This window comes from Bacillus sp. FSL P2-0099, from assembly GCF_038007445.1.
Classification (GTDB): Bacteria; Bacillota; Bacilli; order Bacillales; family Bacillaceae_G; genus Bacillus_A; species Bacillus_A mycoides.
This window is the reverse complement of the sequence record NZ_JBBOXE010000002.1, coordinates 174,835-188,277: the sequence shown is the minus strand read 5'-3', so window position 1 is coordinate 188,277 and position 13,443 is coordinate 174,835. Positions and strand designations below refer to the sequence as shown.

Sequence of the window (13,443 nt, the reverse complement as noted above, 5' to 3'; positions counted from 1 at the left end):
TTTTCATTTGCTACTAAATAACGATTTTGTTAAATTTTTTCGCCTTTTAACTGGACAAGCATATGTTATTGTATGGAGACTTTCCACTCATAGAAATCTACCTTTCTTGTCAAAGAGCATACTTATATGTGTGCTCTTTTTCGCTTGTTATGAAATAAAGATTTTGTTCATTTTTTTGATACATTTATGAAACATTCATGTGTTATCTTCAGTAAGTCCTTTTAAAAACAGAAAAATTTATTATGTAAAAGACCCTAGTCCCCTCTAGGGCTTTTTACGTTCAAATAAGGATTTTATTAAAAAACTGCACATACATTAATCATGATAGGCTTTTCGATATGAGTCTTGGTCATAGGGCGCCTTAAAAAGCGCTCTTTATTTTTATAGTGACAGGCTCAATAACTCCAAGTAACAAATACAATATAAAAAATTCACTCATGAAAATCTGATTACGATTTTTTGAATTTTTTATATCTCATGAGACATTCACCTATCTTACTAAGAGTGCATATAAAAATGTGCTCTTTTTATTTGTTGTTAAATAAGAATTTTGTTTAATTTCCATTAACCGTTTTATCCACTTTACATATAGTAATATCACATGGAATTTCATAGGTTTCTCTGGACCAGTTACCTTGTATTCCTTGTGAATCTTGTGGAAAGAATCCGTTTATGACTAACGGATTCTTTTATTTATTTTTCATACAACGATTATGCGTTGGGTTCATCAGTATGGTCCTGAATTGGACAAACGAATCCGTCGTCACCTCAAACAAACAAATAACTCTTGGAGAGTCGATGAAACATATATCAAAGTAAAAGGTCAATGGATAACTTATTCCTTACAATGGTAAAAGTGCTATAGGAATCTCGCAAATCCAAAAGTTATATGAATCATATTTTGAAGTTTTACCATATGAAATAAATGTCCTTGGATGGAAAGCAACCGAATTAAGACATCTTATAGGTCGTCTAGGTGAATTCTTTTGTGTTCTTTATACGAATGACGAGCTATCCAAAGTGACTAATCAGCATGGATATGATGTCATCAAAGATGGGAGAAGAATAAGTGTTAAAACAACTGCCCAAGGAAAAGGTTTTATCACGATCAATCAAAATACATTCTACCAATTCGATGATTTCTTCGTAGTTCAGTACAAAGATGATGATTTGAAACTATTATTTTACGGGCCAAAGGAAGAAATTCCATCGCTTAGACCATATGGGAATAATTATGAGGTCAATATAAGTTCTTTAAAATGATAGATCATCCACAATTTTATATCTAATAAAGAAAGAATTATGTCTGTTTCAAGTGACATTTTGCTTACCTCCTTCTTTCTTAAGTGTTATGTATACATAATATCTCTTAAATCTGGAGCTGATTTGAAATATATATAGTTTTCCTGTGAAGTCTTTATATTGTTTTCTAGTAATTCTCCATACAAACTCCAGATAGTAAAGTTATAATGGCTACTAGAGGTGATATAATGATCAACCATCATATTCTTGTAATAGAAGACGACCAAGAAATTCAGGAATTAATTAAACAATTTTTATTGACACAACAGTATACAGTTGAAGTTGCATCAGATGGATTAGAAGGAATGATACAATTTAATAAGCAATCCTTTGATTTGATTCTTTTGGATGTGATGATGCCAAACCTTAACGGATTTGAAGTTGCGAAAATGATTCGAAGTCAATCAAATGTGCCAGTTATTATGCTGACTGCGTTAGAAGAAGAACAAGATCAAATGAAAGGATTTGATCTTGGAATCGATGATTATATTACAAAACCATTCTCTTTTCATGTTTTGATTAGACGAGTCGAAGCAGTACTAAGAAGAAGCAATGATAAAAGCTTAGATAATCATTTCGTCTTTAAAGAATTGCGTGTCGATGTCGACGCCTATAAAGTATATGTAAATGAAGTTGAAATCTCCTTAACAACGAAAGAATTCGAAATTCTGCAACTACTACTTCAAAATGAGAAAAGAGTACTCCCAAGAGAAAGCATCGTAGAAAAAGTTTGGGGATACGATTATATTGGAGAATCACGAATAATTGATACACATATGAAAAACATACGAAAAAAATTAGATATCCCATACATTAAAACAATAAAAGGCATTGGTTATAAAATCGATGAATAGGATCGTAAAAATCATGAAAATGAAGCGAATTACTTATAAACTTTTTATGACTACATCCCTCATTTTGTTAGCCTTTGCAGTCATGATTTATTTAACTTTATACTTTTTTCTTCCTACATTTTATGAACAATATAAAACAGAGCAGCTTGAAAACGGAATGGAAGAAATAATTGATAAATCTAAGAATCTTACTTTTCAAAATGCACAACCGCTTTTTGAGGAGTATATGCAAAAAAATAATGCAATACTCAGATTTCCAGATTACGAAAGAGTAAACGTTTATTCTACTCCTTATACATTTATTCAAGGAAGTGTTACTCAAGCAGCACGAATAGGGGGTTCAAATAGCCTGAACAAATCATATGATATTCCATTTCAGGATGGTAACCAAACCGTCATAGTATACGCAACATTTCAACCTATTGATGAGGCTTCCAAAGTTTTGGTACGTTTCCTTCCCTATATCAGTATTATTGTAGTTGTTATTGGGATAGGAAGTGCTTATTTATTTTCAAGGTTCATTACAAAGCCACTCATTTATATTAATCGAGGGGCACAAAAAATGGCGGACTTAGACTTTTCCGAAAAAATTGAGATTCGTTCTATGGATGAATTAGGGGAACTATCTAATAGCTTGAATGATATGTCCATTAATTTACAACAAACTATGTTTGATTTACAAAAAGCAAATCAGCAATTAAAAAGTGATATTGAAAAAGAAAGAGAAATAGAAACAAAACGCAGAGAATTTTTTGCAACTGTATCACATGAATTAAAAACCCCTCTCACTATTATGAAAGGATACTTAGAGGGGATGATATATAATATTGGTCCTTATCAAGATCGTGACCAATACTTAAAGAAAAACCACCAAATTATCGAAAAGATGGAAGATCTAGTTCGTGAGATTTTAAGTATGTCTAAATTAGAACAACATACATTTAAACTACAATTAAAAGAAATAAATCTCTCCGAGTTAATGGATATAATCACAAAAGATCTCAGTTTTTTTGCTTCTCAAAAAGACATTCAAATCATAAAACAGATTGATTCTAACCTTTCTGTCTATACAGATCGGGCTCTTTTAGAAAAAGCCTGTAAAAATATTATTCATAATGCAATTATGTATTCTCCGAATAGCGAGAATGTATATATACAGCTAACTCAGGACTCAAAACAAAAATGTATCTTAATTCAAATTATCAATACAGGTGTACAAATTAAAGAAAATGATATACAACATGTCTTTGAACCATTTTATCGAATTGAAAAGTCAAGAAATCGAAATACTGGTGGGAGTGGCTTAGGATTATATATTGTAAAACAAATTTTTGAAGCACTAGGTATAGAGTACTGTATTAATAATGTAGAACAAGGTGTACAATTTGTTGTTAGTATTCCAATATCTGAACAATAAACAACCTCCCCTAACAATTGGGGAGGTTGTTTATTATTGCTTTTTAAAATACCCTTATACAATACTTACCCAATATTAGATGTATCCAACCTACAAACCAAGCTAAAGGTTTTGACTTTACCAGTTCCAGATGAGCCTAAAATAGTTTGAACTAGAATTGAATTTGTGTGTATATGATCAAAAAAAGTTAAATCAATTTACAGGAGTGATCTGTTCAAAATCAGACTACTTTTGCTCTGTTAATTTCACCATTTTTGTTATTTTTTCACCATTGCGGTAAACTGTCACTTTAATTGTATCCCCCGATTTTTTCTTTTCATATAAATACTTGCGGAATTGAACAACGTTTTCTATTTTTTGTTCATCCAATGCAATCACAACATCATGCTGCTGTAATCCTCCTTTTTCTGCTGGTGATTGGTTTGAGATATTTCCCAATACTGCACCATTTGATATCTCTTTTGGTAATTTTAATTGATTACGTGCAGAATCTGTCATTTTCTCTACATCTAATAACTGTACACCCATCATTGGACGTTTAACTGTTCCATCTTTCTCAAGAAACCCTAGGGTTGTTTTGGCTATATTAATTGGGATTGCAAATCCAATTCCTTCAACTGCTTGTTGTGCAATTTTACTCGAATTAATTCCAATGACTTCACCCTGTTCATTAAACAAAGCTCCTCCGCTATTCCCAGGATTAATAGCTGCATCTGTTTGAATTACCTGTGCTTGCCAATCCACTTGTTGATTTCCAAGTGTACTAACAGGTATTTCTCGTTCTTTGCTACTAATAATCCCCTTTGTTACACTTCCTTCTAGCCCCAATGGATTCCCAATAGCTATTACCGTTTCCCCTGTACGATTTTTATCTGAGTCTCCAAGTGTTGCGACTCTTTTTACATCAGTTCCGTCAATTTCTAATACCGCTAAATCTAATAATGAATCTGTCCCTACTACTTTAGCGGGAACCTTTTTACCGTTATTCAATTTCACTTCTACTTTATTCGCAACGTCTATCACATGATTATTTGTAACAATGAAAGCCTTATTGCCGTTTTATATATATATGACCCCTGATCCCGAACCAGCTTCTTCTGATTGGTCTTGCGTATTAAATGAATCTGCATTTTGTTTATAGTTAATGACACCTACTACAACTTCTTTTGCATCTTCAATCATATTTTGAAGACTATTCACACCTTCTGGTTTGTGCGAGATAGGAGTAACCTGATTCACCTCGTTATTTTTAGCGGATTGACCTGTACTTCCTTTGATCTCATCTATATATAGAGTGGTCAAGCCAATAGTAATTGACCCGATCATTGCACCAATTATTCCAATAAAAAAATAACCAGTTTTTTTACCGTCTCTACTTTTGTTCTTTCTTGTTTGTTTTGTATCATAGTGTCCCATTATAAACACTCCTTTCTCCTTTTATGTCACCTGGATATTCCCAACTTAATATTTTCACTATAAGCCCTAAATCTGGAGTGTACATGGAGATAATCAGTAGTTTATCAAGAGTTGTAAATCTAGTTCTGGTGCAAAAGCTTCAAAATATCTAAAAAAATGAAACCCGTTAGGGTTTATTTGGTATGCGTATGATTAAAAGTATGCTTATATTTTAGGAATGCTTTACCCCCACAAAATGAAAGTACATTTTGTTTCCATTCTTAAGTTGATGGGCAGCATGGTGTAGCACCACATCGCTATCAAGATAAGAAAAGCAAATACCCCCAAACGAGAAAATTGACATTTCCAGATGAAAATGTCAATTTTTTGTTTTAGGGGCGTTATAAATTTTTTAAGTTAATGTGGTGATACCCCATCGCTATCAAGCTAAAATTTTATAGTACCCCCAGAACGAAATTTTGTGCTAACTTGTAACAAAAAAGCCCATTTTTTCGTTTTGAGGTATTTCAAAATATGAGTTGGATAGGCATGTACGGTGATCCCTACTTAATTATTAGAAAAACATTAGTGTTTAAATTGTATACACGGTGATTTTTCGATGCAACCCATCATAATGAATCTCTCCTTTTCCTCTTTTTATCAGTATTGGTAGGTAAAGAGGGGGCCAGACACAAAAACAGGTTGTGAAGAAGACTTTCTCCACAACCTGAGATTAAGTTATATATCCAAATATGACCTGTTCTTTTAACTATTTAGTCTTTTATAATCTGTTATAGTCGATATAACTAGAGTCATAATAAATCCACTGACCTGTTCCAATTCTTAGCCAACCATTCTTTTCTTCATATACTGTAACTTTTTCGCCTTTACTTGTCTTTCTAACAATAGAATAGTTTGTACCTGATCCGCTTCGAACATTTACCCCAATACCATTAATTTGAGCCGTTCCAATTACCTTTTCAACACTACCATTTTCAATTACTTGTAGCATATTTAGAATGAATGTTGCTGTTTCACCACGAGTTGTTGTTCCTTTAGGGTCGTATTGATTGTCACCCTTACCTCTTACAATACCTAGGCCATACAATCTTTGTACGTCTTCTTTATAGCTAATTTGGTCTTTGTCTGAGAATGGTAGGTTTACAACTGGTCCCCATATACCTTTATACTGTAAAGCCTTGTTTACAATAATTGCTGATTCTTCTCTTGTAATAGGTGTGTTTGGGTCAAAATAACCATCACCTCTACCTAGAATAATACCTGCACTTGCAGCACGTTTAATACCATCTCGTAAAGTTGAGTTTGCATCGTTTAGGTCTTTAAATGAAGCATCTCCAGCTGGCAGGTTTAGAGATTTAGAGATTAATTGAGCAAATTCGGCTCTTGTTATCGCTCTATTAGGTGCGAAAACTCCGTTTCCTTCCCCTATCATAATACCCCTTCTATTTAACTCTCGTATAGCTTCTTCATACCAACCTCCAGTAATGTCATCTTTTGGTTGATAAAGATTATTATAATACCCACCAACACCATTTACGAATGCATCCCATTGTCCATTATTAATCATATTAGCAGGACATATTTTACCACTCCATCTTTGGTGTTTTACAATGTTATTTAACGGTACACCAGTTTCTTTCATTAAATAAGCTACAAGTTTCTTAGCATTATCTACCGCTTTACTATAATTACCGTCACTGTTAACTGCGATTTCAATTGCAATAGATTCTCTATTACCTGGACCATCACCGTCTCCTGCGTGCCATCCGTTCTCGTTTAATGGTAGATGTTGATAAATCTCTTTATCGTCTACTGTAAAATGCCACGATGCAGCTCGGTCTGTGTTGCCTACTGCTTGGTTATATAGGTATTGGGCGTGGTTTCTAGCACCTGCTCCTACACTTGTATTATCAGTCTCATGAATTGTAATGTACTTTGGACTCATATAGTTTTGAGGACGAATATTATCGTTACCTGCTGGAACAATCCATTCAGTGAATGGAACACCATTTATTGTACTAGAGGTGCTAGGTGATATGGGAGACAGACTACGTTTTGTTCTGTTTGAATTGTTAGGAACAGTTAGTGTACCTGTTTCTTCATGAATACCTTCTGAACGTTGAAGACTATCTACTTTCTTATTGTCGACAGTACCTCCACCACGTCCGTCTACCTCTTCAAAACTAGCTTCAATACTTTTTAAAGCCTGTTCATCTGATGTTGTTTTACTTTGTTCCTGAACGTTTGTAGGTTGCTTATTGTTTACTAATTGTTGTTCCTCTGCAAACGATACCAATGGTGAAGATAATACCGTTAATCCTGCCGTGAATGCTACTACTTTTTTATTAAATCTAATGTTCATTTCTAATTTGGTATACCTCACTATTTTAATAGATATACCTTCCTCCTTGTACTTCTTTTAGTGTGAATGTTAGTTTAAATAACGATAGCCTGAACCCTCAAAATAACAGATTGATTTTACATTTCATATGTCATACCGACATCTATAAGTCCTACATGAAATGTTAGTACTTTAGAAGTATAACACAGCACCGTTGCAATACTTCCAAGACTCTTGCAAGTAATCTCCTAATCTTGGATATACTAATAGTATGACTCTAAAAAAGGGCATGATCACATCGCTATCAAGTTAAAAAAATCTGTTGTTCTCCAAAACGATAAAAATAAACTTCGGTGCTATAATAACACAAAATTTCCATTTAGGGGGTACTTTAAAATCTTAGCTTGATGGGCATGTGGTGCTACCCCACATCTATCAACATAAGAATTTGGTAGTTCCTCAAAACGAAGAAATTTTTTATTTCGGAGACACTTTAAAATATTAGCTTGATAGACATGTGGTGATACCCATCAACTTAAGAATGGAAATAAAGTGTACTTTCATTTTGTGGGGTAAAGCATTCCTAAAATAGAAGCATACTCTTAATAATACGCATACCAAATAAACCCTATCGTTTTATTAAAAGTCAAGGAAATAGTAATGAAATCCTATATTTATGCGATTGAATATAATGTCACACATTTTATAAGGTAAAAAGGAAAGGATAGATGAACAGGAGAGTATACCTGGTTACATCTATCCTTTTTTACAACAATATGACCACATTTACTACTACAACAAATTTTCATATAGTTATTGAACTATTTTTTGAATAACTAAATTAACCTCTTCGTTAACTTTAATTACGAATAAATGGTCCCCTTCACCTTCAATTGGATCAACTACATCTTCATTAAAAGATTCAGCGTGTTGTCTACCATATCTATTAAACTAGCGGTTTTTATTTTCCCTGATTCCTTTCCATACCTAAGGTACCCAAAAGTCCACTGGATTCCCGAGGCTACCATCCACATTTGTGTCTCTGAAAAGACATTTTGTGCCACTAGACGTAACTGTAGATTCCTGAACAAGCAAAATCATGAAAATACACACAAAGTTAGATTATCATCCATTACATTACTGTTTTGCTTCGTTCGAATAGAAAAACTCGGAAGAACGCCACTTGTTCGATATCTCCTCAATGTGATAAGGTGTCGTTCTGCAGCATCCACCTATTAAACGTGCACCTGCTTGGTACCATTCTTCAGATTGAATATCCAACGCGTTACATTGTTCATGACCATGCCATGTTTTTGTTTCTGGATTATAAGTTTCACCAGAGTTTGGATAAACAATAATCGGTTTTTTGGTGTTTGCCCTCAACTCTTGGATTGCACCAGTCACAACGGTTACTGGCGCACAATTGATGCCTATCGCTACAATTTGTTCACTTTTCTCAAAAACTCGTGCACACTCCACGAGTTTCATACCTTCACTAATCTCTTTCTCATTTTTTAGCGAAAAGGAAAGCCACGCATATGTTGCTGGAAATTCACGCAATAATGTTTCTAATACTCTTGCTTCTTGCAGGGAAGGGATCGTTTCAAATGCCAATAGATCTGCACCTGCTTCGATTAACGCAGACATTCTCGAACGGTGAAAGTCTGCTAATGTTTTATCTGTCACACCATAGTTGCCTACATACTCTGAACCATCTGCAAGGTAAGCCCCGTACGGTCCAACTGATGCAACAACCAATGGTTTAGGCCTATTCGTTTGCGTATTTTCCTTCCAAAAATCATCTCTTGCCCTTCTTGCAAGTAACACCGTTTTCTTAATTAATTCCAAAGCTTCCTGTTCTTGTATTCCACGCGCGGAAAAACCACTAATAGTAGCTTGATAGCTTGCTGTTATGGCACAGTCCGCTCCAGCACGAAAATAGTCCGAATGAACCTGATAGATTAGTTCCGGATTTTCTAGTAACACACGTGCCGACCAAAGGGGATCGTCCAAATTACATCCATGCGCCTCCAATTCAGTAGCTAATGCTCCGTCAAGAAGCATAATGGAATGTTGGGATAAAATAGCATCAATTGGGTTGATTTTGTTCGACATAATCTACGCCCCTCTTTTTTAGATTTTTTGTTAGATAATAACTTCCATAGCAAAATAAAATAAACGGTATGCCGCAATATAAGGCAATTCTCTGTGTTGGATCGAATGCAATTCCAATACACGATGCCAGACAAAGGATAAAAGAAGCAATTGGTACTAATGGATATAGTGGTGTGCGATAAATCAAGTCCTTTTCAGAATTTCCTTCTTTCAAAAATTGTCTGCGAAATAGGAACTGGGAAGCACTAATACTCATCCAAACTATAACTACTGCTAGACCGGAAATGGAAACAAGTACGATATAGACAGTATCCGGTGCCACAATACTTGAGAGCAAAGCCAACGCTCCACCCACCATGCTGAAAATGACGGCGTTGATTGGAACACCTTGCTTCGTCATTTTCCCAAAAATCGGGGATATCGTATTCTTATTAGCAAGCGACCAAAGCATTCTAGAAGAGGCATAAAGGCCTGAGTTTGCCGCAGATAAAATGGCTGTTAAGATAACGAAATTCATTATGTCAGCTGAATATGGCACCCCAATTCGTTCTAGAACTGCAACAAAAGGGCTCTCTAATACCCCTGCATCGGAAATAGGCAATAACGCAGATAAAACAACAATCGTTCCTACAAAAAAGATGATTAATCTCCACAGAGTAATTCGAATGGCCTTCGGTATCATTTTTTCCGGGTTCGCTGTTTCTCCAGCTGCAATGCCTATTAATTCTGTTCCCGAAAAAGCAAAATTAACCGCAAGCATGGTCATCATAATGGCCGTAGCACCATGAGGAAATAAACCTCCACTTGTAAAATTAGAAAAGAATGGTGCTGCTTTTGAATGAGTCATCGGAAGAAACCCTAGCATTGCCGCTACTCCTAAAACAATAAAAAACACAATAGCTATAACCTTTATCGATGAAAACCAAAATTCGGATTCGGCGAAAAATTTAACAGTCAGGACATTTAATACAAAGATCAAAATGGCAAAAAGAGCACTCCATACCCAAACATTAACTGATGGAAACCATCGCTTCATAAGTAATCCTGCGGCCGTAAATTCAGAACCTAAAGCAACAGTCCAAGTTAACCAATACAACCAGGCTACTGTATACCCTGTACCTGGTCCAATGTATTTAACTGCATAACTATGAAATGCGCCCGTTTCAGGCATATGTACGGAAAGCTCTCCTAAACATAGCATAACTAGATAAACCACTAGCGCACCAATCAGATAAGATAGAATTGTTCCAAACGGGCCAGCTTGTTGAATAGTGTAACCCGAGCTTAAGAATAAGCCAGTTCCAATCACCCCACCAAGTGATAGCATCACTAAATGACGTGCTTGCATTTTCCTTTGAAATTCTCGCCCATTTTTGTTCTCCATTTCTACTCTCCTTTAGTTACTATCCAGAAAAAACAAAAACGCACTCTAAAAAAGAGGGCGCTACTGACAAATAAAAACGGAAGCTCTCATCTATCAGGGTTATCACCCGCTGGAATTAGCACAGTGTCTACTTAAGCAGACCTGTTGCTGAGGTTTCATAAGGCCAGTCCCTCCACCTCTCTGGATAAGAAATATTTTTTATAACCTTATCAACCCATTCAATAACTGTCAAGATAATTCTGTTTTTTTTAAAAATTATCTATTATAGAAATACAAAAATAGAGTATTACTATAACTGCAACCCACTCCTTCTTGGGTATTATTTAAAAATCGAACATACAAAACCTCATTTATTTATGATACGGTTCACAAGCACTTCCTCAAAATTTAATGCACTTCTAAATATCTTCTTACTTCTTTGGCTATGGGGTCACCATACATAACCATCAACTCAGGAGATTTTAATACCCTCCAATATCAAAAAACGTTATCCTTTCTAAACAAGCTAAATTAGAAAGGATGATGTTTTCTTATGAATCTCTCGATTCAAGATGAATTATTACCATTTGCAGAAGAATTACAACGATATGTTACACCTGTATTCTTAGAAGAACTTGCAAGAGAAATAGAATTTATAAAGCGAAAACGTAAGTTTTCTGGATCAGAATTAGCTGCGATTTGCATTTGGATTAGTCAAACTAGTTTCTTATCTAGCAGATTTCATTTTTGTTTTTTATAGAAGATTGATTATTTAGATACCGTATTCTCATTTTTGTTCAATATCATGTTTAGCGTTGCAGCCGCTTTAGGCCATCCAACGTAAAAGGCCATATGTGTTATCAAAGCAATAATTTCCGTTTCGTTAATTCCATTCTTTTCAGCTAATTGTAGATGAAATGGTAGTTGCTCAGTATTACCGATACTAATTAGAGCAGATAGTGTACATAAACTTCTTTCTCTGGATGTTAAAATAGGATCTCTCCATACTTTTTCGAATAATATGTTTTCACTATAATCAACAAAATCGGGAGCCATATCTCTCATTTTCTTTCGTATATTGGACTCGATACGATCATTCACTATTTTTCCACTCCCTTATATTAACCATTTGTGCTATACCTTGACCAAATGACCAGTTTTCAACAGATGTCTCGTTTAATGTAATAAAAATATCTGTTGTAGAGATGTTTAAATGATTAGAAATAGTTTTCGATATGGATTGATACAAACTCTTTTTCTGATTTATTGTTCTTCCTGGCCCACATGTAATAGAAACATGCATTATTTTTTCTGTTCTCTTTTCCTCTCCTTCTAAGAGATAATGCGGATCGTAATAAAATTGATTAGGAGGATAAGGTAAAAACAATTGAAAGTAATCATTTTCTGGGATTTTAAAATGTTCAATCAATGAATGATGAATACTATTACTTACCGTTTTTAGCTCTTCTTTATTCAATTGACCATCTGGATAATAAACATTAACAAACGGCATATTTTCACTCCCTTTCTTATGACCTTATTTTACTTCCATTACCTCGATTTATATAATTGAAAATATATCGTATAATTATCAATAAAATTGATGAAGATGGGGTGTGAATATGGAAATAAAAGAGTTAAATACATTTAAGATGATTGTCGAAGAAGGTACTTTTTCACTGGCAGCAAAAAAATTAAACTATGCTCAATCAACTGTAACAACACATATAAAAAAGCTGGAGAATGAACTTGGCTTCCTTCTATTTGAACGAGGGTGGGATGCGCGATTAACAGAGGAAGGTACTTTATTTGCAAAGGAGGTAGATAACTTATTAATGCATTGGGATTATTCAATATCTCAAGCACAGCGCATAAGTAATGAGGAAAAAGGGAGAGTAAGAATAGGACTAACAGAATCTGTTGCAAAAAAGTTAATGCCATCTATATTAAACTATTTAGACAATGAGAAACCATATATACATTGTGATTTTGTTGTAGGGAATACAGCACTTTTATCACAACTATTAGAACAAAATAAAATTGATTTTGCTGTTTGCGGAAACAACAAAAATAGTTCCAATATGAACTTCACTCCACTTTACAATGAACAAATTGAATTTATTGTCAATAACCCTCACCATCCAATATTACACAAAGAGTCAATTGAAGTATTCGATATCGTTAATTATCCTATTTTAATTGGAGAGAATAGTTGTTATTATTATCAATCTGTGAATACCTTTTTATCAGAAAATAATTTATCTTTTAAAAGAATTTACAATTGTAGTGCATTACATCTTATTCCACAAATGGTTTTTGGAAATGCAATAGGTATTATTCCTAAGGGAACTATTTTAAACAAAGGTAATATATCATTTAAGGTTAAAGGATTTGATCCCCAAATGCCTATAGGATTATTAATTTCTTCTAAAAACAGAAATTATTTGAGCCAGACAAAACAACGACTTATGAAATTAATTGAATCGTTATTGTGATAAATAATGATTTCTCTTAATAATTATCTATATTTGTTTGATTAATTTTTCAAAACAGCTTTTAAAGCCGGAAAATAATTAAAACAGCAATTAAATAATAGATACACAACAAAAAAGGATCTGCTACTTACTGCAGATCT

Annotated in this window: 8 protein-coding genes, 4 pseudogenes and 1 riboswitch; of the genes and pseudogenes, 6 read left to right on the top strand and 6 right to left on the bottom strand. The window is 34.1% G+C overall.

The window, feature by feature from the left end; all coding sequences use genetic code 11:
* Positions 1-689: 689 nt before the first annotated feature.
* The 4 genes and pseudogenes from MKY90_RS28655 to MKY90_RS28640 form a co-directional block, all read left to right on the top strand.
* Positions 690-833, top strand: a pseudogene (locus MKY90_RS28655) (IS6 family transposase); the annotation flags it as partial.
* 19 nt (positions 834-852) lie between these two features.
* Positions 853-1,263, top strand: a pseudogene (locus MKY90_RS28650) (DUF6998 domain-containing protein); the annotation flags it as partial.
* 227 nt (positions 1,264-1,490) lie between these two features.
* Positions 1,491-2,156 (top strand): response regulator transcription factor, encoded by a 666-nt coding sequence (locus MKY90_RS28645; RefSeq protein WP_002090432.1) that lies wholly within the window; start codon positions 1,491-1,493, stop codon positions 2,154-2,156.
* Positions 2,149-3,573: a sensor histidine kinase gene (locus MKY90_RS28640; protein WP_098168883.1), complete on the top strand. Its 1,425-nt coding sequence runs from the start codon at positions 2,149-2,151 to the stop codon at positions 3,571-3,573. Before MKY90_RS28645 ends, MKY90_RS28640 begins: the two co-directional genes overlap by 8 nt.
* A 225-nt stretch (positions 3,574-3,798) precedes the next feature.
* Here MKY90_RS28640 and MKY90_RS28635 read toward each other — a convergent pair.
* The 4 genes and pseudogenes from MKY90_RS28635 to mmuP form a co-directional block, all read right to left on the bottom strand.
* Positions 3,799-4,998, bottom strand: a pseudogene (locus MKY90_RS28635) (S1C family serine protease).
* A gap of 751 nt (positions 4,999-5,749) precedes the next feature.
* Positions 5,750-7,351: an S-layer homology domain-containing protein gene (locus tag MKY90_RS28630; RefSeq protein WP_012259800.1), complete on the bottom strand. Its 1,602-nt coding sequence runs from the start codon at positions 7,349-7,351 to the stop codon at positions 5,750-5,752.
* Positions 7,352-8,467: 1,116 nt separating this feature from the next.
* Positions 8,468-9,445, bottom strand: coding sequence for a homocysteine S-methyltransferase (gene mmuM / locus MKY90_RS28625; protein WP_098168882.1), 978 nt, complete (start codon positions 9,443-9,445; stop codon positions 8,468-8,470).
* On the bottom strand, positions 9,420-10,829 hold the full coding sequence (mmuP, locus tag MKY90_RS28620; RefSeq protein ID WP_002136377.1) for an S-methylmethionine permease: 1,410 nt from the start codon (positions 10,827-10,829) through the stop codon (positions 9,420-9,422). Before mmuP ends, mmuM begins: the two co-directional genes overlap by 26 nt.
* A gap of 83 nt (positions 10,830-10,912) precedes the next feature.
* Positions 10,913-11,020: riboswitch (SAM riboswitch) on the bottom strand.
* A gap of 341 nt (positions 11,021-11,361) precedes the next feature.
* Between mmuP and MKY90_RS28615 the strand changes: the two are divergent.
* A pseudogene (locus tag MKY90_RS28615) lies at positions 11,362-11,526 on the top strand (IS4 family transposase); the annotation flags it as partial.
* Positions 11,527-11,576: 50 nt separating this feature from the next.
* On the opposite strand, the gene MKY90_RS28610 reads toward MKY90_RS28615, so the two are convergent.
* Together MKY90_RS28610 and MKY90_RS28605 are read right to left on the bottom strand one after the other, a co-directional pair.
* On the bottom strand, positions 11,577-11,909 hold the full coding sequence (locus MKY90_RS28610) for a carboxymuconolactone decarboxylase family protein (RefSeq protein ID WP_012259796.1): 333 nt from the start codon (positions 11,907-11,909) through the stop codon (positions 11,577-11,579).
* On the bottom strand, positions 11,902-12,321 hold the full coding sequence (locus MKY90_RS28605; RefSeq protein ID WP_012259795.1) for a tautomerase family protein: 420 nt from the start codon (positions 12,319-12,321) through the stop codon (positions 11,902-11,904). Before MKY90_RS28605 ends, MKY90_RS28610 begins: the two co-directional genes overlap by 8 nt.
* A 109-nt stretch (positions 12,322-12,430) precedes the next feature.
* On the opposite strand from MKY90_RS28605, the gene MKY90_RS28600 reads away from it, so the two are divergent.
* The gene (locus MKY90_RS28600) at positions 12,431-13,303 is read left to right on the top strand and encodes a LysR family transcriptional regulator (RefSeq protein ID WP_341093552.1); all 873 of its coding nucleotides are present in this window, start codon (positions 12,431-12,433) and stop codon (positions 13,301-13,303) included.
* The last annotated feature ends 140 nt before the right edge of the window (positions 13,304-13,443 follow it).